The sequence below is a fragment of the Gordonia mangrovi genome (assembly GCF_024734075.1).
Lineage (GTDB): Bacteria > Actinomycetota > Actinomycetes > Mycobacteriales > Mycobacteriaceae > Gordonia > Gordonia mangrovi.
In genome coordinates this window covers 1,146,002-1,165,987 of record NZ_CP102850.1, presented here as the reverse complement: position 1 = coordinate 1,165,987, position 19,986 = coordinate 1,146,002, and the positions used below count along the sequence as shown (strand labels likewise).

Sequence of the window (19,986 nt, the reverse complement as noted above, 5' to 3'; positions counted from 1 at the left end):
CAGAATTCAGGCACCGTAGGACTGCGACTTGGCGTGCGCCTGATACCGCAGCGCCAGCCACCGGTTGACCTGCGGCAGCGTGGTCTCCTGCCAGCTGTAGCGACCGCGCTTGGCGTAGCGCGAGCGCTGCCCGTTCTGCATACGCTCGTTGGTCACCATGTCCTGGTCGTTGATCACCTGGTTGACCGCGTTCTGCATCTCGAAGGCCCAGTCGAAGCCGGCCGCCTTCTTGGTCTCGGCCGGGAACAGCCAGGCCACCTTCAAGGTCATCGAGTTGGCGCTCTCCGGGATGATCAGGAAGTAGAACACCTGCTCGGGACTCAGCGCGAAGAACACCGTCGGCAGCACCGAGGCGAACATGATGCGGCTGCGATGCTCCTCGTCGAGGCCCGGCAGGATCGGCAGGATCGCCTTGCCGGTCGGGTTGAAGCCCGCATCCATGTACCGGTAGTTGGTGGGATGCATGATCACGTTGTCGGTGTCCTCGAACTCCACGAACTCGGCCATCGAGGCCGGCGCGATGTCGTGGTAGCCCATGTGCACGAACGACGTGTGATAGGGCTCGAGTGCGTTCTCGTGCATGCCCTTCCAGTTCCAGGGCAGTCCGGTGAACTCCTGCTCGCCGGTGATCTCCAGGTTCGCGACGTCGAAGATCTCCATCTCGCCATGCAGCTTGGTGAGTTGCGGTGCCAGCGGTTCGGCGTCGAGATCCATGTTCGCGAAGATCATCCCGTGCCAGATCTCCACCTTCAGGTTGGGTAGTGCGGTCTCCTTGCGGAGCTCGGCGATCGGGCAGGTCTCCTTCATCTCCGGCGCCGCCTTGAGCTGACCGGTGAGGTCGTAGGCCCAGTAGTGATACGGGCAGCGGAACTGTTTGGTGTTGCCCTGCTCCTTGCTGTCGATCACCGGATACGCGCGGTGCTGGCAGATCGCCGACATCACCCGGATCTGCTCGTCGCGGTCGCGCACCACGATGAGCGGTTCGTCGCCGATGGTGATCGCATAGAAGTCACCGGGGTTGGGTACCTGGCTGATGTGCCCGAGACACAGCCACTCCTTGGCGAAGATGGCCTCCTTCTCGAACTCGTAGAACTCTTCGGATGTGTAGACCTCGGTCGGCATGGTGCGCGCCGAGGTGACGTCGGCGTCGGGGATGCCGAGGCGGTCGAGGACGTCTTGGACCAACGCGGGGATCGCGTTCATGGGGAACTCCTGGTGAGCTGTGGGGTGAACCGGGGTCGCTCAGACGTTGCGGACCACGGGTTGTTCGCTGTTGCGGGTGACCACGCAGACGCATTCGACGTCGAGATCGTTGAACTCTTCGTGCACGAGGCCACCGGGGATGACGGCGATCTGGCCGGCCGAGGCGGTGAACTCCTCCGGTCCGTTCGGGCCGTGGACGCGGAAACGCATGGCGCCGCCGACGATGCAGACGATGGAGGTCTGATCGGTGTGGTGGTGGGGGACCGACGAGTGGCCGGGCGGCAGCTTGCTGACGCCCATCCACATACCGCCGGCCGAGGCCGCCGAACCACGGGAGAGCGAGCCGGAACCACCGCCGGCGGCGGCCGAGTTGTCGGCGATCATGCCCGAGTCGACGAGCTGGCTTCCGCTGGGGTAGGTGCTGGTGTCGCCATCCTGGGTGGGGGTGATGTCAGCCGACATGGAGTGCGCCTTCCGGGATCGGGGTGTGGGTGGTGGCCAGGGCCTCGATCTCGACCAGGAACTCGGGACGGACGAGACGTTGGATCACCAGCAGGGTGTTGCCCGGCGGACGCCGGTTCGGGTAGAGGTCGGCGAAGATCAGTTCACGTACCCGGTAGAACTCGGCGATGTGGTCGGGGTCGACGAGATAGGTGGTGAACTTGACGACCTCGGCCAGCGACGAGCCGGATGCCGTCAGCACACTGTCCAGATGGCCGAAGACGGTGCGCAGTTGGGTTTCGAAGTCCCCGACGCCCACACTGTTGCCGTCGACGTCGGTGCTGAGTTGACCGGCCACCGAGACCAATTGGGCGCCGGGCGGGGTGATGACGGCGGGACTGTAGAAGCCCACGGTCTCCGCGTCGGTGAATACTGCGGTGTTCATCGTGCTCCTTGCTGGGCGGTGGGCTGGGTGGCGGTGGGGGAGAGTTCGTCGAAGACGAGCTCCGCGGGTGGATGCATGGGTGCATCGGGTGCGCGGCGGATCGCATTGGACAGTCGGCCGATTCCCGAGACCTCGGCCTCCACCACCACTCCCGGTACCAGGAATTCCGGTGGGGTGCGGGTGAATCCGACTCCGGACGGGGTGCCGGTGGCAATGATGTCGCCGGGCTGCAGTTCCAGGTATCGGCTCAGCGTGCAGATCTGCTGAGAGATCGAGAAGATCATGTCGGTGGTGCTCGCCCGCTGCTTCTCGGTGCCGTCGACGCGCAGCGACACCTCGACGGCCGGCGGATAGGCGATCTCGTCGGCCGTCACCACCCACGGGCCCACCGGGGTGGACGCATCGATGTTCTTGCCGATGTGCCACTGCGAGAAGCGTTTCTGCAGATCCCGAGCGGTCACGTCGTTGACGACGGTGTAGCCGAAGATGTGCTCGGCCACCGTCTCCGGGGTGATGTTGCGGCCGGCCCGACCGATCACCACACCGAGTTCCACCTCCCAGTCGAATTCCGCCGACACCGATTCGTCGAGTTCGAGCTCGTCGGCCGGCCCGGCCAGCGCGCTGCGGGTCTTGAAGAAGACGATCGGGTCGGTCGGGATCTGCGCCACGAAGTGGTCGGCGGATTCCCGCTGGTGATCCACATAATTGATGCCGAAGCAGAACATGCCACGGCTGCTTTCGGCGATCGGGGCCAGCAGGCGCACCTCGTCGAGCGGGTGCGAGACCTCCGAGACGGACGGCACGGCACCGGCGATGAGGTCGTCGAGGGACTCGCCGACGGGGAACACCTGGTCGTCGCGAACCACGCCGACACCGGCCATACCGCCGTGCTCGAAACGCACGATTCTCATGACTGCACCGCCACGGCATCGGACAGGTGGCGGCGTCGCAGCCACCCGTCGTCGTACGGGGTCTGGAAATCGAGGGTCAATCGCAGGTGGGAGATCTTCCACTCACCGTCGCGACGTTCGAAGTCGTCCACATAGTGGCCGCCCTGCCAGACGGCCATTTCGTCGCGGATCGTGCACGGCTCCAATAACTTCCACCGTCCCACCGCGGTATCCCCGGTGACGGTGATCGCCTCGTTGGTCAGGTAGTGGACGGTGAACCACAGACGGTCGGGGCTGTGGTCGAACATGTCGGCGATCGCGTCGCGTCCTTCCCAGCGGCATCCGGGGATGGTCTCGCCCGAGAGGTCGAGTTCCTCCCAGACCGCGTCCTCCCAGAACAACTCGCCCATGCCGAGTCGCCTCTTCTCGTCCGCCCATTGCATGTAGTGGGCCTTGACCGCTCGGACGGCGTCGCGCGCCTCCAACCGGTCCAGGCGTGCCACCACATCCTGGATTTCGGCATCATTCATTTTGATCGGGTCGCTCCCTTGAGACATGAACTGCCCAGTACGGCAGTGAATCTGCGCGATGGTCGCAACATCGATGGTGCGGGTTCCATGCGCTGACAGATCTAATATTATTTGATTAGCCAGGCTATGCAACCGCTCGGATGTTAAGCGTCAGTTACGTGAATCCATCGAACCCGCGTCGACGACAACTGGGGTTGCAACCTCGGTCAGATCCAATATTATTGGATTCGTCGCGTGGTTCTCCGGCCATTCTGTTGCCGTCGATTCCGCGGACATTCCCTGGTGTACAGCCATTTACGGCAACTGCGCCGCGATCTCGGGTGACGGTTCGGTCGATGCGGCCCGTTCCGGACATGAGGTGTGCATCCGATGCGCACCCGACTTCCGACTTCTTGCCAAGGAGAACGTGTGATATTCGCATCAGTCCGAAAATCGTCCGCCGTGGTATCCCGATCCCATCGATCCCGGCCTCGATGGCTCGCCGCGGCGGCGGCGTGTGTCGCTGCTTCGACGGTGCTGGCCGCCTGTGGCAGCGACTCGGAGGCCGGCGCCGACGGTGCGGTCACCGTCGTGACCGGGTGGGTGGTCCAGCCCGAATTCGCTCAGGTCTACGCTGCGGAGGCGCTGGGTTACTACGATGATGCCGGCCTGGACGTGACGATCCAGGCTGGTGGACCGGAAGTGAACGCCGAGCAACTCGTTGGCGCGAATTCGGCCCAGTTCGGTGTGGACGCGGGCAGCAACGTCCTGACGTCCAACGACATCGGGACGGACCTGGTCTCGCTGACGCAGCTGGAGCAGGAGTCGTCACTTCGTTTGCTGTCGTGGGCGGAAGACAACCTGGATACGCCGGAATCGTGGGAAGGCAAGCGAATCGGCATCTGGTCGTCGGTGAACTCGCTGTATGCCTCGCTTGCCAAGCACGGGCTGGACAGGGACACCGACGTCACGCTCGTCGAACAAGGCTTCGATGTCTCGCAGTTCCTCAACGGAGACGTCGATCTGGCCTCGGCATACGCGTACAACGAGCCAGGCCAACTCGTCCAGGCCGGCGTCCCGCTCGAAGACATCGCCATTTACAACTACGCCAGCGACGACACCGAGACGCTGGGGCTGCAGGTCTTCGGCAACGGTGACTTCGTACGCGAGAACCCGGAACTGGCCGCCGACTTCGTGGCCGCCACACTTCGTGGCCAGATTCACTGCCGCGACAACCCCCAAGAGTGCGTGAGCTTCGTGGCCGATGCGGGATCCAGCATGGACAGCGACTTCATGCTGTGGCAGATGAACGAGATGAACAAGTCGATCTGGAGCTCCGATCTGCCTCTGGGAACACTCGATCAGGCTGCATTCCAGCAGACCTCGGACGTGCTGAGCGAGACCGGTGTGATCGAGTCCGCGCCGGATCTCGATGAGCTGATGCGCACCGATGTGTACGACGACGCGGTCACCAGGGTCGGCGACGTCGACCTCACCAGCGCCACCTTCGAACCACTTCCGAACGTCAGCCCCTAGGAGAGGTGAATCCCATGCCAGAAGTCTTTCCTCCCGTTGTGGATCTGTCCTTGCCCGATGCACCCGCCCAGATCGATCGCGTGTGCCGCGACGTCGGCTTCTTCCAAGTCGTCGAGCACGGCATCGAGCAGTCATTGACGGATTCCGTGTTCGACGTGGCCGACCGGTTCTTCGGCCTGCCCTTGTCGGCGAAGCTGCCGTGGTCGTCGGATTCTCCTGAGGTCGAGCGTGGATACTCAGCCAAGGGAACCGAGGGACTCGGGTACACCCTCGATCTGGAACAACCGCCAGATCTGTTCGAGGCCTTGACTTTCGGTCGTGAAGTACTTCCCGACGATTCTGCATTCCACACGACCGAACACAGTTTCTTCGCTCCCAACATCTGGCCGACCGAACCCACGGAGTTGCGGTCGACGATGCTGGCCTACTGGGATGCGGCGCAAGCCGTTGTCCATCGGATCACCGGCTTGATGGCAACTGGACTGGACCTCGATCCCGACTACTTCGAGCCGTTCACCGACAAGGCGGTCGAGGCGGTGCGGATCAACTACTTCGAGGGCAGGCCGGGCGACAAGGCGGCGACGAACCAATTCGGCATCGGTCCGCACACCGACTACGGCATAGTGACCGTGCTCCTGACCGATCAGGAACCCGCTCTACAGGTGTACACCGATTCGGGGGAATGGCGTTATGTCACGCCGGTGCCTGGTGCGCTGGTCGTCAACGTGGGTGATCTGCTGTCGCGGTGGACCAATGACCGTTGGCGGTCGACGCTGCACCGCGTCGTGCCGGTTCTGACGACCGACAACTCGGTGCGGCGCCGGCGTTCGGTCCCGTTTTTCCACGAGGGCAATTTCGATGCGCTCATCGAGTGCCTCCCCACCTGCGTCAGTGACGACAACCCTGCCCGGTACGGGCCGATCAGGGGCGGTGAGCACGTTCACGCCAAGACGATGTCGGGCCGGTTGCTCGAGGCGGCCGGCGCGGAGTCGACTCTCGGCGATCGAGCCCAGGGGTTGACCACCTGATGTCGTGCCGGAGCCGCTAAACGGCGGTCGACGACGGTAGCGGGTGAGGATCGCTCAGTACGGCCACCGCTGGATCCGTCCTCTCGCTCCGCACCCCGCACACACTCGGCTTGGGTTGTGAGCCCCGCCACCGGCCCGGCGGGGACATCCACCAGCTGATAGGTTGCGATGTGGATGGCAAAGGCTGTCCGGCACAATCGTGTTCACGCAGGACCTGTGTTCACGCAATCTTCGGGGAGATTGAATGAAGAAGACACTTGTTACAGGTATCGCCGCACTCACGTTGGTGGGGACCGCCGGTGCTGCCGGCCTGGCCACCGCGCCGGCGCACGCGACGCCGTCGGCGGCGGTGATCGCCACATCGGCGCCGTCGATGGCCGAGAAGCAGGCGATGAAGCAGGCCATTCTCGCGGCTCTCGAGACCTCGCCGGTCGACGAGGAGATCGAAGAGGTCGAGGAGGCCGGTACCGCAGAGGAGGCGGAGGTCGAGGAGCCCGGCACCGGTTCGGCGGGCTCCTCGAGCGGCTCTGCTGGTTCCTCCAGCGGCTCCTCCTCGGGGTCGGCTGACCTCGAACCGATCATCGACGACTTTCTCGAGAACTTCGACTGGGCGGTCGTCACCGTTCCGTTGATCTCGATCTTTCTCCAGGCGCAGGGCCTCCCGGCGGTGGTCGCCACGCCGTTGGCTCAACTCATCTGGAGCGTGATCGAGGCCATCTCACCGGCGCGGGCCGCGTAGCAGCCGGCACGGTAGACCCGCACCGAAACCAGCGCCGCACCGCACACCCTCAGCCGTCACCCATCGGACCGTCGATGGGTGACGGCTGAGTTGGCGTGTGCATCTGCACCCACCCCACTTCTCGCAATCCACCTTGCATCCGAAGCACGGTGGCTTCGGCGAATCGAGGTGGCTGCGTTCAGGAGCGCCGATGCCGCCCACCTGGACGCGCCCGCCACACCGTGATCGCCGCGATAATCACACCGATCACCGACAGCAGATCCGATTCGGTGATGCCGTGCGCACGGCTGTAACTCCACAGCACCCGACCTTCGATGGGGCCGTTGCCCACCACCCACATGCCGGACACCATGACGAGCACGATCGCCGCCTGCACCGACGGCCGCGCCAGGCACCAGGCGCCGGTCACGAACAGCAGGTTGAGGATGACCAGCGCATGGAACGAGGCGGACGCACTCATGGGGTCCGGATGCCGCGAACGGCTACTGCGCTTCGGGCAGCCCGTAGGCCGCCAGCACCGTCTTGGTCCACAGCTGCTGGCCGTCGGCGTTCGGGTTCACCCCGTCCCGCAGCAGCGCCGACAGTTGGGTGGTGTCGGTGGGGAAGGCGGAGTTCACGTCGATCACCTGGATGCCCTCGGCGTCCATGGCGGCCGCGAAGCCCTCGAGCTGTGCGTCGGCATCCGCTCCTTGCGCGGGGCTCTGCTTGATGGCCACCAGGTCGGCGTCGGGGTAGCGCTGGCGCAATTCGGTGATCAGCGGTTGCAGCTGCGGAGCGAGCGGCGCGCTGGTGTCCTGGGTGTGGCCGAAGTTGAGCATGATCAGATCCGGCGTCACATCGGGCGCGATCATCGTGTCCAGGTTGTCCAGCGTGTAGTCGGCGTCTTTGCCCGAGGCGCTGGCGTTCCAGAATCCGACCGGGCCGTTCGGGCCGTCGCCCAGGCCCACCATCTCGCCGTAGCTGTCGGTGGCGGGGTTCCAGTACCTGGTGGCCACCGGGCGGCCGAGCGTCTGGCTGACCGACTCGCCGAGTGCGGGCGCCCATCCGTTCTGGTCGGCGCCCGTCGAGTCACCGAGCAACACCAGGGTCTTCGGGGTCTCCGGATTGGCCCGGGCATCATCGACGAACGCGACGGTCGCGGGGGTCTGCATCGCGGTGCTCGTGGCGGGTAGCGACTGCGCCGCCGGTGACGACGTCGGCGCGGTGCGGTTCGACGACACGATCAGCCCGACCGCCAGCACGATCACGCACACGCCCATGACGATCCACGCCCACAGGGGCGCCGAATCCCAGATCCGCTTCACAACTTTCGGCATCCCCGCACACTCCAGACTCCCGAATCGACCACAAACCCAATTCGCCGGTCTGCAGCGCCGGTTTGCTTCAGCGCCGCCCCCGACCGTGTCACTGTAGCGGGCAACCGGCCCGACGCTCTCGATGAGTGGACACCGACGCGCTCAGCAGTCGCTCGGCGCGACCTGTCCGGTGAGGCGGTCGCTCATCCACTTCGCCATCATCGAACCGGGGTCCAGCGAATGTCCTTGCCCCTCACGGCGGACCCGCAGAACACGGTCTCCGGCGCCGCACGCACGCGCAAGTGTGAGTTGCATTACGTCGGGCGGGATGATGTCGTCGCGGCTGCCGTAGAACGCGATGATCGGCACCTCGGTGGAGTCCCGGGGCAACGCGTAGGCCTGCACGGCGGCCATCAGATCGTCGGCGGCACCCGGCGTGACGGCCCGGAACTCGTCAGGCGGGGCGGGCTGGGCGGCCAACGCCGTGGCCGTCGACGAGCACGACAGCGTGCCTGCGGCGCCCTGCCCGAGGTGATCGCCCGGGGTGACCTGGTCGGAGCCCTGCGCCACGCCCTGCACCAGCAGCGGATAGAGGTAGCGTTGCGCCACCGTCAACGCCCCGTCCTGGGCGTTGTGGACCAGATACGTCGCATCCAGCAACGGCGCCACCGCCACCGCCCCGAGCAGCTCGCCGGTGTCGTCGCCGTAGGCCGCGTACTGCTCGGCGGTCGCCCACGCCGCCGCGCCGCCCTGTGATCGGCCGACCGCGAACCACTGCGATCCGATCGACGGCTCGACGGACCGTGCCGCGCGGACCGCGTCAACGACGTTGTAGGCCGCCGTGTGCGGTTCCAGGTAGGGGTGCGCGGCGGGCTCGCCGGTGCGGATACCCAGGCCCTGATAGTCGGTGGTCACCACGGCGTAGCCGCGACGCAGGAAGTCGTCGATGGCGCCGAGATCGCCGAACATGTCCGGCCGGTCCGACGGTGCGCAATCGCGGCTGATGCCGGTGGTGCCGTGTGCGTAGGCGATCAGCGGCCACCCGTCGGCGGGGCGTCGTTCATCCGAAGGTATGAAAACCGCGCCACTGACCGCGGTGGCGGCGCCGTCGACGCCCGACGTGGAGCGATAGACGATCCGGTTGATGTCGGTGTCGGCGGGCAGGGCGGCCGTCCAGGTGTCGAGACCGGGATCGGTGCGCATCACCTCACCGCGCCCGGAACGGGCATCCGCGCTGATCGCGACGCCGGACGAGGTGCTCGCCGGCACCGCGGTCGGGTCCACGGATGCGCACGCCGCGGCCATCGGCGACACGGCGACCACACAGGCCACCGCCACCGTTCTCCACCGCCGTTGCACAGAAGAAAGGTAACGGCTCTCACTGCGTCGGCGAACTCGGCCATCGTCGGTTCCGGGCCGATGGCATTTCCGCAGTTTGCGTAGACGGGCACGGTCACCGATTCTGGTCGAATGGAGTTGGTGATCGGGGGACGCGACTCGGCGGTCGAGGCGATCGCCGATGCGGATACCGAGCCGATCTCCGTCGCTCAACGACCGTTGAGCCGCCGCAAGTCCGAAGCGCCTGCGCCGGAATACGATCCGCAGGCCGTGTCGCCGCCCCACAGCGACGAGGTCTACGACTATCTGGGTCCGCAGATGCGCTGGATCCAGTTGTTTCTGATCGCGGCTTTTGTACTGGTCGGCTGGTCGATGTTTCTTTTCGCCACCGGTCGGCCCTATTTGTGGCCGGTATTCCTTGTGCTGGGCGCAAATGTGATCGGAACCACATTGTCGGCGTTGACCGGAACGTATCGGCGTCGTGTGACGTGGCGGTCGCATCAGGAGCGGATCACTGACTGGCAGACCAGCGGCAGCCGGCATCCGTCGGTCGACGTCTTCCTGCCGACCTGCGGCGAGGGTGTCGACATCCTGCGTAACACCTACCGGCACGTGTCGGCGATGCGGTGGGAGAGTCCGCTGACCGTCTACGTGCTCGACGACGCGGACCGCGACGAGGTGCGCGAACTCGCCGCCGACCACGGATTCCGCTACATCGTGCGCCCCGACCGCGGGCATCTGCGCAAGGCCGGCAACCTGCGCCACGCGTACACGGTCAGTTCGGGCGAGCTGATCGTCATCTTCGACGCCGACTTCTGCCCACGCCCGGATTTCCTGCAGCACCTGGTGCCCTACCTCGACGACCCGCAGGTGGCCATCGCGCAGAGCCCGCAAACGTTCACCACCACCGAGGCGATGAACTGGATTCAGCGCACCGCCGGGGCGACCCAGGAGTTCTTCTACCGCTGGGTGCTGCCGTCGCGCGACCGGATCGGTGCGGCCAACTGTGTCGGCACGTCGGCGGTCTACCGGCGCAGTGCGCTCGAGCAGGTCGACGGGTTCGCCGCGATCGAACACTCCGAGGATCTGCACACCGGCCGGCACCTGCAGCAGGCCGGTTACGAGATCCGGTACGTACCCGTGGTGCTCTCGCGCGGACTGTGCCCGTCGGATCTGGCCGGCTTCCTCAACCAGCAGTACCGCTGGTGCCAGGGTTCGCTGTCACGGCTGCGCAACGACCACATCGAGGCGCCGCGCCGGATGCGGGTGCGGCAGTGGTTGGCGCACTGGGCGGGCATCTTCTACTACCTGACCACCGCGATGAACGTCTTCCTGCTGTTCCTGCCGGGCATCATCATGGCGGCGGTCTATCCCGACGACGTGCAGCCCCGACAGCTCGTGCCGTTCCTGCTGGGGCTGTGGGTGTACGTGGTGCTGTTCCCGCTGGTGTCGCGGTCGCGATGGCGGCTGGAGGTGCTGCGCGTCCAGATCGCCTACAGCTTCGCCCACACCATCGCCATCTGGCACAAGGTGATCGGCCGTGAGATCGACTGGGTGCCCACCGGGGCCATCGGCAAGAGCAACGCGCTGGCGCGATCCATCTCCTGGCTCGGCAGCATTGCGCTGGGCGGCTCGCTGCTGGCGTTCTGGGGGTTCATCATCCGCGACGTGGTGGTCTACGGCCTCGCCGACTTCTGGATGATGCTCGGCTTCGTCATCGCCTACACCTATCTGACCGGCCCGCTGCTGCTGGAATTCCTGCGCGTGCTGGTGCCGCGCCTCTCCCCGCTCTCGGAGCAGCGCGCTTCCCCGTCCGCTGCGGAGCCGGCTGCCGAAGTTCTGGACGGGTCAGAGAAGGCCACCCGACCGCTGCCGACCCGCACCGAGCACCGCCCCCGCTCCACCAACTGGAACCGCATCACTGCCTGGGAGGTGATCGGCTACACCAGCGCGATCCTGTTCATCGGAGCGTTGGCGTTGGGCTGGTTCGACATCATGCTGCCGTGGGCGGGCGCGTGACGACGGTCGACTCCGAGGCGCCGACCACGCCGGTGCGCATCCCCGCCGCCAGGACCTTCTTCGACGACATCGCCGGCCTGCGCGGCATCGCCGTCCTGCTGGTGGTGCTGTTCCACGCGCACGTGCCGTTCGTCACCGGCGGATTCGTCGGCGTCGACATCTTCTTCGTCATCTCCGGATTCCTGATCACCCGGCTGCTGATCCGCGAGTACGAGCGCACCGGGTCGCTCTCGTTCAAGGGCTTCTACGCACGCCGGGCGCGACGCATCATCCCGGCGGCCGCGCTGGTGATCGTGGTGTCGATCATCGGTGCTGCGCTGACCATGCCGCTGCTCAAAGTCTTCAAACAGGCCATCGACCTGCTCGCGGCCGCCGCACAATTGGCCAACTGGCACTTCCTGTCGCAGAACGCCGACTATCTGGCCGGCGCCATCGACGGCAGCCTCGCCACACATTTCTGGTCGCTGTCGATCGAGGAACAGCTGTACTTCCTCTGGCCGCTGGCGGTGTTCGCCGCCGCCGCCATCGCGTCGAGAACCGCGCTGCGCCGAGTTGTCTCGATGCGCGTCGCGGTGGGCATCGTGGTGGGGGCGTTGACGCTCGCCTCGCTGATCGCCTCGATCCGGATCACCCCGACCGACCCCGCCACCGCCTACATGGCCACCTACACCCGCGCCTGGCAGTTCGGAGTCGGCGGCCTGCTCGCCGTGATCGCACCGCTGTTCGCGTTGCGCCGGAAGACCCCGCGGATCGCCGCGATCGTTGCGATCCTGATGGGTTGGCTCGGCGTCGCCGGCATCATCGTGGCCGCGACGATGATCGACGCGCACACCCCATACCCCGGCACCGCCGCCCTCCTGCCCACCATGGCCGCCGCCCTGGTCATTGCCGCCGGCCAGCTCTTCCCAGCCTCCGCCCGAGCACCTTCCCCCCAACCCCACACCCCCAACCTCACCGCCGGCCGCCTCCTCGCCACCCCACCCCTGACGTTCCTCGGCCGCGTCTCCTACGCCTGGTACCTCTGGCACTGGCCGGCCATCGTCCTCTTCGAAACCGTCACCGGCGCATCGTCGTGGCCGGTCCTGCTGCTGGTATCACTGGCGGCACTCGGCATCGCCACACTCTCGACGCTGTTCTTCGAGGAACCGATCATCAACAACCGCGAGTTGCGCCGCAACACCTCGGCGTCGATCTCGGTCGGCATCACCGGTGTCGTCGTCGGACTCACCGTCACGATGATTGCCGGCATCCTCACCGTGCAGATCGCCAGCCGCGACACCGTCGCCAACGCCGCGCTGAGCTACCAGTCGGTGTTCGGCACCGAGAGCGGTGAGCCGGCGGGACCGGTGGTACCCAACCCGTTCCAGGCCTACGACGACCGCCCCGAACCGCACGAATGTCTGATCCCGGTCGGCGAACCCTCCGCCGGCGTCGACTGCACCTTCGGGCCGGATCACGGCACCCCGGTGGTCCTGTTCGGCGACAGTCACGCCGACCACTGGTCGGAGGCGATCCGCAGCATCGGCTCCACCCACGGTTGGCGTGTTCACCAGTTCACCAAGGCGGCGTGCCCGGCGCAGAACCTGCAACCACGTCCGGGCGTCGCCGACCCGTACACCCAACCCGAGTGCGCCCAGTGGCGGCGGGATGCGCTGGCCGACATCCAGGCGATCGAGCCGCGCATCATCTTCGTGTCGTCGTTGTCGACGTACGTCCCCGACCGCGACGACGTCGAGGCCGCCTGGGACGACACGCTCACCACGCTGCGCTCGACCGGCGCGAAGATCGTCTACATCGCCGACACCCCGTATCCGGGCTTCCAGATCCCCGACTGCATCTCCGGTGCGATGGACAATTGGCACAGGTGCGATTTCGAGCTCGACGGCTTCACCCGGATCGAACCGATCCTCGACGAGCAGGCCCGCGGACAGAGCACCGACATCCTCACCATCGGCGTCAACGACCTGCTGTGCGACGGCAACCTGTGTTTCCCGGCGCGCAACAAGATCCTGTTCTACCGCGACGACTCGCACCTCACCGCCACCGCCGCCGAGGTGCTGGAACCGGCCCTTGTGCGGCAGCTCGACGAGGCGCGGTTCGACTACGGCGGGCGGTAGGCGGGCCGACGGACCGAGACTTCGCGCGCCCAGCTACCAACCGCGCGTGCAGTTTCGCGCGCGGTTGATCGACGGGCGCGCGAGAATCTCGCGACCTACCGCACCCGAGCCAGCAGCCGTCGTCGGGCCTGGTGACTCGTGCGACGCCGCTTGCGCTTTCGGCGTCGAGCACGCGCGGCCGCTCGCGCCGGGGGGATCGGCTGGCGCTGAACCGCTGCGGCCGCAACCGGCGGTTCGGGTTCGGCGGCTTGTGGGTCCTCGCTGATCGTGCCGGTGCGTAGGTAGTGTTCGAACAGTTCGCCGACCTCGTGCACCCGGTTGACTTGGGGTGGTCCGGGTGGGCTGCCGTCGAGTGGGTTCAGTGACCACCCGGCGCGTCCGGCGTCACGACCTTTGCGGATGATGCGGGTGGTCCACTGCCCGGGCTTGGGGCCGACCATCCGGTTGTGCGGTGGGCACGCCGGAGCGGTCTTGTCGATGTCGGTCGTTCCGCCGTCGGCCCAATCCTTGTCTGCGTGATGGATTTCGATGATCGCGCTCGGATTCGAGCAGCCGGGTTTCGAACATCCACCGCCGCCGTCCTGGGCGAAGTGCATCAACCGTTGCGCCCGACTGGCAAAGCGTTTGGCGGTGCCCAGATACAACGGCTCGGCTGTGTGGTCCTTGAACACCGCGAGGTGGAACTGCGCCTCGGCGGCCATCTCGATGATGTCGGCCATGGGTAGTTGGGTGCCCGTCGCGGTGTGCCCGAAACCGGCGCGGTCGCGTAGATCGGCTTCGTTGACCTTGACGATGATGTGTGGGGGCAGACCGCGGTGACTCTTGCCGAGTACCCCACCGTCGAGCACCAGTTGGAACAGGGCCTCGAGAGCGTCGTGGTTGCGTTGGCCGGTCGACCGATGATCGCGGCCGGCGGCCTCTTTCAGCTTGTCGATGTCGGCGTCGAGGGTCGCGCCGCGCGGCGAGTCGCTGTCGTCTGGGTTGTTCATCCCGGGAGCGGCCATCTTCGCGAGTATCACGTCGAGCATGGCGCGTGCCTTCGGGGTGAGTGCACCCTCGATCTCGCTCATCGACTGATCGTCTTGGTCGCCGATCAGCACCGAGCGGCGTCGGGCGCGGTCACGCTCGTCGGCCAGGGTGCCGTCGGGGTCGATGCGGCCGAGGAGTCCGGCTCCGGCCGTGAGGATTTGTTTGGGGGTCAGAGTGCGGGCGAATTCGGCCATCATCGTCTCGGCCTTCTCGGCGACGTCCAGCGGCACCGAGCGGGGAATCTTCTTGAGTACTTTGAGAACAGCATCGACATGGGCGGGCGCGGCCGCTCCCTCGGCGACCACCGCAGCCAACGCCGCATAGCGGGGCGGGGTGAGTTCGCCCTGCAGTGAACGGAATTGCGCCAACGCCCGCATATGGTTCATGCGGCGGCGATGATCGGGGATGCGTAGATGATGTGCCATCATCTCGCCGATATGGCGGTACCCGAGTTGGCCGGCCACGCCGCGGTCGTTGCAGTCCATCATCCGGCGATGCCCCATCAGACTCATCCGACGATAGGCACGCTCGTGCTGTTCGGCGACATCGAGGATCGCATCCTGCGGAGCGCGGGTGGTGTCGACGGCGTCGATGCGGTCCAGCAGGTCGTGCAGCTGCGCATACAGCTGCTGCACTTCACTGACCTGATCCCTGATCTGACCGCTGCCCGACACTGTGTAGCCCCCCAGCCCGCCGTTCGAACGTATCTTCGAGATTAACCGCAATCTTTGATGTCCGCAACCCGTTGATCGAAAGCGCACATCGAGGGACGAAATGCCCTGACCCCGGACGTCGATCAGGAGTGAACTGGAGGTGTCGCGGGAAACGGACTACGGATGAGGAGGCGGTCGATGACTGTACGTGATGGCTCGATAGTGGTGGCGGTGGACGGCTCGGACAACGCGCTGGTCGCCACGCGATGGGCGGCCATCGCGGCGGAACGCGAGAACCTCCCGCTCGACGTCGTGTGCGCCTTCGAGAACCCGCCGGTCGTGCCGACGCAGGCGTTCCTCGACGGGCTGCGTGACGAAGCGCGCGAGCGCGTCGACGAGGCGGCGGCTCTGGCGGAGAAGGTGGCCCCGGGTCTGAACGTGGCGGCGTCGATCGTCGAGGCGCGCCCGGCGTTGCTGTTGCGGGCGCTGTCGTCGCGGGCGCACTACCTGGTGGTCGGCAGCCGTGGACGCGGGGGAGTGACGGGGCTACTCCTGGGCTCGGTGAGCACGTATGTGGTGGCGCACGGCGACTGTCCGGTGGTGGTGGTTCCGCCCGCCGAAACGGCCGAACCGCCGGCCGGCGCTGTCGTGGTCGGACTGGACGGCTCGCAGGTCGCGCACAAGGCCGCAGTGGAGGCATTTCGTCAGGCGCAGTTGCTGAAGACGTCGCTGGTCGCCGTCCACACCTACAGTGCGCTGTCCGGTGAGGTCATCGGTGGTCGGCACATGCCGCCCCGGCAGCAGCTCCATGATGAGGCGGTGGAGCTGGTGACTGCGCAGCTTGGCGATCTTCGCGAGCAGTATCCGGATGTCAACGTCGACACCGTTCTCAGCGTGGACAAACCGGCGCAGAGCATCCTCGATCAGGCCAAGGACGCACCGCTCGTGGTACTCGGCAATCGCGGGCGCGGCGGTTTCCGTGGACTGCTGCTCGGGTCGACGTGTCAATCGGTGCTGCATGTCGCACCGTGCCCGGTGATGGTGGTGCACACGCAGTAGCGCTCACCGGTCGACGATTCCGGCCAGCCCGCCCCGGAAAGCCTCGGTACTGGCCGGCGTCGTGTTGAATCGCCAATCACGTTCCTTGTCGGTCTGGAACCACAGGAACGCTTCGAACCGCGGCTCGGATTCGACGATGGCGAAGAAGTCGCGAATCCAGTTGGCCTTGAGTTCCGGCGATGGACCGTCGGCGCAGCCGACCTCGGTGATCAGCAGGGGTTGGTTCGCGCCGATCATTCGCAGCCGAGACAGGCTGCGCGGAAACAGGTCTGGCGCCGACTGCCAGTGATGCCCGGGCACATCTCCCCAGTTGTATCCGTCGACGGCCAGGTAGTCGACGACGCCGTGACCCGGATAGGCATCCCCGAAATCCGTGGTCGCGTCAGTCAGTACGTTGGGCGCCCAGACGAAGCGCACATTGTCGGCGCTGGCGTCGTCGAAGATGTTCCACATCCGATTCCACGCGGCCCGGTAGTCCGCAGCAGTGTTGCCGCTCATGCCGATCGCCCACGGGTACCAGGTGCCGTTCATCTCCTGTGCGAATCGCAGGAGCACCGGTCGGCCCCACTCCGACAGCTGTGCGGCCCATCGTCGGAAGTCGGCGTCGAAGTCACCCGCCGCAATGCGCGACAACGCATATCGTGGCTGCTCGATGCCGCCGCCGGGCTGCCAGGGTTCGAGTGTGAGCAGCGGACTGGCCCCCGCGTCGACGATCGCGTCCAGATCGGCGAGCGGCGCGTTGTCGCCGATCGCGGCAAAGCGGTGCAGGAAGCCGGGCGCAGCAGCGGCCAAGACCGCGAGTTGCTCGATCGGCGACGGCGACGACGCGGAGGCCGGCAGGACACTCGGGATGAACGCGCCCCAGCGGCGGTCGGGTGCGGGCTCATCACCGGCGGTGGGGGGCGAGCAGGCCGTCAACGGCAGGGCGACCGACCCGACCAGCAACAGTGTGCGCAACACCTCCCGACGCGACCAGACGCGCTTCGGCGCGTGCGAGGTCGGCGCGGGCGTCATGGGTCCATCTTGGCGGGTGGCGGGCGTTGTGTCGTCGGAGGGGAGGTGCGTGGGCATCGCAGCTGGTGTTCAACCGGCATCGGCCAGGTCTCGCCGCTCGATGATGGCGTTGACTCGAATGGTCAAGTGGTCGGACTCAGGACGCTGCGGGGCGGCATCGCGGGTCGACTTCGGCCACGCGGGTGGCATCGGGGAACGCGGGCCGTCGACCGCCCGCGTTCCCCGAGACCACCCGGTTCTCTACGACGACCCGCGCGAGCGTCCCGAGTCGTCGCACAACTGGAAGCGGCATCCATCCCGCCGCGGTCACGCTCGGGATCACCGACGATCCACCCCCGCACTCCCGTCATCGAAGGCGTGAGCCCGGGAAACTCGTCAGGTCGGGCAATGCACCGTGTACTCCCACACAGTGCCTTCCTCCGGTCCCGTGACCCGAACCACCACGTAGTTCTGTGCCCCGGGCGGCAGCGTCACGCGGGCGCTGCCGGTACCTTCGTTCAGGTTGTCGCCCACGTACCCGGTGTTGTGGACGAGGCGCCCCTGATAGAAGACCTTGATCTCATCGGGCTGGTTCACGGTCTCGTAGTCGAGGGTGAACGCCGTGGGACCGGTGCGGCCCAGGATGTGTCTGGTCTCCGTGACACCTTCGCCGCCGGACTTTGTCTGCTGATTGCATTGCTGCACAGGCGGTGACGGTCCAAATAGCCCGTCGAGACTGCCGAAGGGCAGCCCTTCGAGGCTACCGAGGTCAAGGCCTTCCAGACTTCCCGGACCGAGGCTGCCGAAGTCGAGGTCGGCCGGTTGACGAGGGGATGCCGATGCCGTGCCGGTGGCGGTCGCCAGCGTTGCGGCCAGCACGGAGACGGCAACGACGAGCGCAGGACGATACTTATGGATGCCGGTGGAACCGCGCGGCTGATTCGGTCCGGTCATGACGAACTCCGAGAACTCTTGATGGAGCAGTGACGACATCAAACCTAGCCACCCGATCCGGACGGCACCATCGCCCAGATATGCGAATATCGCAAGGCTGCAAAGTCTTTCGTTCGATATGCAAACGGGATCACGTCGGCGCGTGCTTCGTCGGTGCGCCCGTTGACCGTATCGCCGGTCTCGAACTGAACTGCACTGTAGCCATCGGCAACGGCCAGGGCGTCGTTCAGCTTCGTTCGCTGATCCTCGATGTCACGGGGTACGACGTTGAAGAACCTATGCTTCGGCTTGTCGAAATCGACAATGTCCAACTCGGACAGCGACTTGTTGGTTTGGACCAGGGCTATCTCCAACGCAATCTGCGGGATCCGACCCGTGTCCCGCGATCCTGCACGTCTCGCCGGCCAAACCATAGATCTGATGGACTGATCACCACAGAACGCACACACCACACGCCGCACCCCTCAACGCCGAGGAGCCCTGATGCCCAACGACGACCCCGAACCCACCCCCCGCACCCTGGTGATCTGCCTGGACGGCACCACCAACGAACCCGAGACCGGCTTCACCAACGTCGCGCGGATGTTCGACGTCTGCGTGAAAGACCACACCCAGCTCGTCTACTACGACCCGGGCGTCGGCACGATGGGGTCGCGCGCCGCGGTCACGCAGACGGGTCGGGCGCTGACGCGGGTCGCGGGAATGGTGGCCGGCTTCGGCATCCGCGACAACATCGAGGAGGCCTACACCTGGTTGTGCCAGCGGTATCGACCTGGCGATCAGATCTTCGTGTTCGGCTTCTCGCGCGGGGCCTACACGGCGCGCGCGTTGACCGGGATGCTGCGCACCGTCGGACTCCTGCACGCCGACGCCGTCAACCTGGTGCCCTACGCGCTGAAGCTCTACACGCGGTCGGGTCCCAACTCGGATTCAGCCGAAGGGCCCGCCGACCGTGGCGCGGAAAAGGAATTCTGGAAGCTGCGCAACGACTTCCGCACCAAGTTCGGCAACCCGGATTTCCCGGGACCGTTCCGCAACACCAAACAGGTTCGGTTCCTGGGTGTCTGGGACACCGTGAAGTCGGTTGGCTGGCTCAATCTGCGCGCCCGGTTCGAGGTGGCCCGCTGGCCGTTCACCGCCAACATCGACAACGTGCAGACCGCGCGGCATGCTCTGGCCATCGACGAACGCCGACGTCCCTTCGCCGAATACCGATTCGCCGCGGAGGCCACCGCTGATCGGGACGTGCAGGAAGTGTGGTTCGCCGGCGTGCACGGCGACGTCGGCGGCCAGTGTCGCGAGGACAGCCGCCTACCCGACATCGCCCTCGCGTGGATGATCGACGAAGCTCACTCTGGCGGTGTTCGCGTCGACGAGAAGGCGTACCGGCGGATGCTCGGCGTGAAGTTCGGGACGCCGCTCGACGATGAGGTTGCGCTCGGTGAGATCGTCCCCAATACGAGAGGGTGGCGCCTGGCAGGTGGGTGGCGCGATCGCCGGCCCAGATCCGACGATGTCCTACACCCAAGCGTCGCACATCGCGTCGAGGCGACGCGCCATGGCGCGCAACCGTATCGGTCGCCGTTCGACAGGTGAGGTACCCAGCCGCCCTCGGGTGCCGCGGGCCCATTCCGATCCCGCGGGTCGCCTCGGAGAACGCGGCCCGTCGACGACCCGCGCGACCTGAGACGACCCGCGCGATCGGAGCCGACCCGCGTTCCCGAGCCTGACCGCCACG

The 19,986-nt window shown here is 66.2% G+C and carries 19 protein-coding genes; 7 read left to right on the top strand and 12 right to left on the bottom strand.

Features of this window, described 5'->3' with window-relative positions; genetic code table 11:
* Positions 1 to 6 precede the first annotated feature (6 nt).
* Genes NWF22_RS05385 through NWF22_RS05365 form a run of 5 tightly spaced genes read right to left on the bottom strand, consistent with a single transcriptional unit; the run spans position 7 to position 3,509 of the window.
* A complete protein-coding gene (locus NWF22_RS05385) occupies positions 7 to 1,203 on the bottom strand; it encodes an aromatic ring-hydroxylating oxygenase subunit alpha (RefSeq protein WP_160900293.1) in 1,197 nt (398 codons plus the stop codon).
* Positions 1,204 to 1,242: 39 nt separating this feature from the next.
* Positions 1,243 to 1,665: a cupin domain-containing protein gene (locus NWF22_RS05380; RefSeq protein WP_160900294.1), complete on the bottom strand. Its 423-nt coding sequence runs from the start codon at positions 1,663 to 1,665 to the stop codon at positions 1,243 to 1,245.
* Complete coding sequence (locus NWF22_RS05375) at positions 1,655 to 2,089, bottom strand: RidA family protein (protein ID WP_160900295.1); 435 nt, start codon at positions 2,087 to 2,089, stop codon at positions 1,655 to 1,657. The genes NWF22_RS05380 and NWF22_RS05375 overlap by 11 nt, the downstream gene beginning before the upstream one ends.
* Complete coding sequence (locus NWF22_RS05370) at positions 2,086 to 3,000, bottom strand: fumarylacetoacetate hydrolase family protein (protein WP_160900296.1); 915 nt, start codon at positions 2,998 to 3,000, stop codon at positions 2,086 to 2,088. Before NWF22_RS05370 ends, NWF22_RS05375 begins: the two co-directional genes overlap by 4 nt.
* Positions 2,997 to 3,509 (bottom strand): nuclear transport factor 2 family protein, encoded by a 513-nt coding sequence (locus tag NWF22_RS05365; protein ID WP_160900297.1) that lies wholly within the window; start codon positions 3,507 to 3,509, stop codon positions 2,997 to 2,999. Before NWF22_RS05365 ends, NWF22_RS05370 begins: the two co-directional genes overlap by 4 nt.
* Positions 3,510 to 4,022: 513 nt before the next feature.
* Here NWF22_RS05365 and NWF22_RS05360 point away from each other — a divergent pair.
* The 3 genes from NWF22_RS05360 to NWF22_RS05350 all read left to right on the top strand — a co-directional run bounded on the left by NWF22_RS05360 (position 4,023) and on the right by NWF22_RS05350 (position 6,791).
* The gene (locus tag NWF22_RS05360) at positions 4,023 to 5,024 is read left to right on the top strand and encodes an ABC transporter substrate-binding protein (RefSeq protein WP_258321326.1); all 1,002 of its coding nucleotides are present in this window, start codon (positions 4,023 to 4,025) and stop codon (positions 5,022 to 5,024) included.
* Between the two features lie 14 nt (positions 5,025 to 5,038).
* Complete coding sequence (locus NWF22_RS05355) at positions 5,039 to 6,052, top strand: isopenicillin N synthase family dioxygenase (protein WP_160900299.1); 1,014 nt, start codon at positions 5,039 to 5,041, stop codon at positions 6,050 to 6,052.
* A gap of 244 nt (positions 6,053 to 6,296) precedes the next feature.
* Positions 6,297 to 6,791 (top strand): hypothetical protein, encoded by a 495-nt coding sequence (locus NWF22_RS05350; protein WP_202398149.1) that lies wholly within the window; start codon positions 6,297 to 6,299, stop codon positions 6,789 to 6,791.
* Between the two features lie 178 nt (positions 6,792 to 6,969).
* Here the strand turns inward: NWF22_RS05350 and NWF22_RS05345 are convergent, their stop codons facing one another.
* From NWF22_RS05345 to NWF22_RS05335, 3 genes are all read right to left on the bottom strand, one after another.
* Complete coding sequence (locus tag NWF22_RS05345) at positions 6,970 to 7,251, bottom strand: hypothetical protein (RefSeq protein WP_160900300.1); 282 nt, start codon at positions 7,249 to 7,251, stop codon at positions 6,970 to 6,972.
* A 22-nt stretch (positions 7,252 to 7,273) separates the two neighbouring features.
* The gene (locus NWF22_RS05340) at positions 7,274 to 8,107 is read right to left on the bottom strand and encodes an SGNH/GDSL hydrolase family protein (protein WP_160900301.1); all 834 of its coding nucleotides are present in this window, start codon (positions 8,105 to 8,107) and stop codon (positions 7,274 to 7,276) included.
* Positions 8,108 to 8,248: 141 nt separating this feature from the next.
* Positions 8,249 to 9,445, bottom strand: a complete 1,197-nt coding sequence (locus NWF22_RS05335) for an alpha/beta hydrolase (protein WP_258321325.1) — start codon at positions 9,443 to 9,445, stop codon at positions 8,249 to 8,251.
* Between the two features lie 111 nt (positions 9,446 to 9,556).
* Here NWF22_RS05335 and NWF22_RS05330 point away from each other — a divergent pair, with 111 nt between their 5' ends.
* Together NWF22_RS05330 and NWF22_RS05325 are read left to right on the top strand one after the other, a co-directional pair.
* Complete coding sequence (locus NWF22_RS05330) at positions 9,557 to 11,443, top strand: glycosyltransferase family 2 protein (protein WP_160900302.1); 1,887 nt, start codon at positions 9,557 to 9,559, stop codon at positions 11,441 to 11,443.
* Positions 11,444 to 11,475: 32 nt separating this feature from the next.
* Positions 11,476 to 13,560, top strand: coding sequence for an acyltransferase family protein (locus NWF22_RS05325; protein ID WP_373692005.1), 2,085 nt, complete (start codon positions 11,476 to 11,478; stop codon positions 13,558 to 13,560).
* A gap of 95 nt (positions 13,561 to 13,655) precedes the next feature.
* Here the strand turns inward: NWF22_RS05325 and NWF22_RS05320 are convergent, their stop codons facing one another.
* Positions 13,656 to 15,224: an HNH endonuclease signature motif containing protein gene (locus NWF22_RS05320; RefSeq protein WP_160900304.1), complete on the bottom strand. Its 1,569-nt coding sequence runs from the start codon at positions 15,222 to 15,224 to the stop codon at positions 13,656 to 13,658.
* Between the two features lie 216 nt (positions 15,225 to 15,440).
* Between NWF22_RS05320 and NWF22_RS05315 the strand changes: the two genes are divergently transcribed.
* Positions 15,441 to 16,301: a universal stress protein gene (locus NWF22_RS05315; protein WP_160900305.1), complete on the top strand. Its 861-nt coding sequence runs from the start codon at positions 15,441 to 15,443 to the stop codon at positions 16,299 to 16,301.
* A 3-nt stretch (positions 16,302 to 16,304) separates the two neighbouring features.
* On the opposite strand, the gene NWF22_RS05310 is transcribed toward NWF22_RS05315, so the two are convergent.
* The 3 genes from NWF22_RS05310 to NWF22_RS05300 all read right to left on the bottom strand — a co-directional run bounded on the left by NWF22_RS05310 (position 16,305) and on the right by NWF22_RS05300 (position 18,601).
* Positions 16,305 to 17,315: a glycoside hydrolase family 26 protein gene (locus NWF22_RS05310; protein WP_160900306.1), complete on the bottom strand. Its 1,011-nt coding sequence runs from the start codon at positions 17,313 to 17,315 to the stop codon at positions 16,305 to 16,307.
* Positions 17,316 to 17,690: 375 nt separating this feature from the next.
* The gene (locus tag NWF22_RS05305; RefSeq protein WP_233750850.1) at positions 17,691 to 18,248 is read right to left on the bottom strand and encodes a hypothetical protein; all 558 of its coding nucleotides are present in this window, start codon (positions 18,246 to 18,248) and stop codon (positions 17,691 to 17,693) included.
* 44 nt (positions 18,249 to 18,292) lie between these two features.
* The gene (locus NWF22_RS05300) at positions 18,293 to 18,601 is read right to left on the bottom strand and encodes a hypothetical protein (RefSeq protein ID WP_160900307.1); all 309 of its coding nucleotides are present in this window, start codon (positions 18,599 to 18,601) and stop codon (positions 18,293 to 18,295) included.
* A gap of 130 nt (positions 18,602 to 18,731) precedes the next feature.
* Here NWF22_RS05300 and NWF22_RS05295 point away from each other — a divergent pair, with 130 nt between their 5' ends.
* Positions 18,732 to 19,844, top strand: coding sequence for a T6SS phospholipase effector Tle1-like catalytic domain-containing protein (locus NWF22_RS05295; protein WP_160900308.1), 1,113 nt, complete (start codon positions 18,732 to 18,734; stop codon positions 19,842 to 19,844).
* Positions 19,845 to 19,986: the final 142 nt, after the last annotated feature.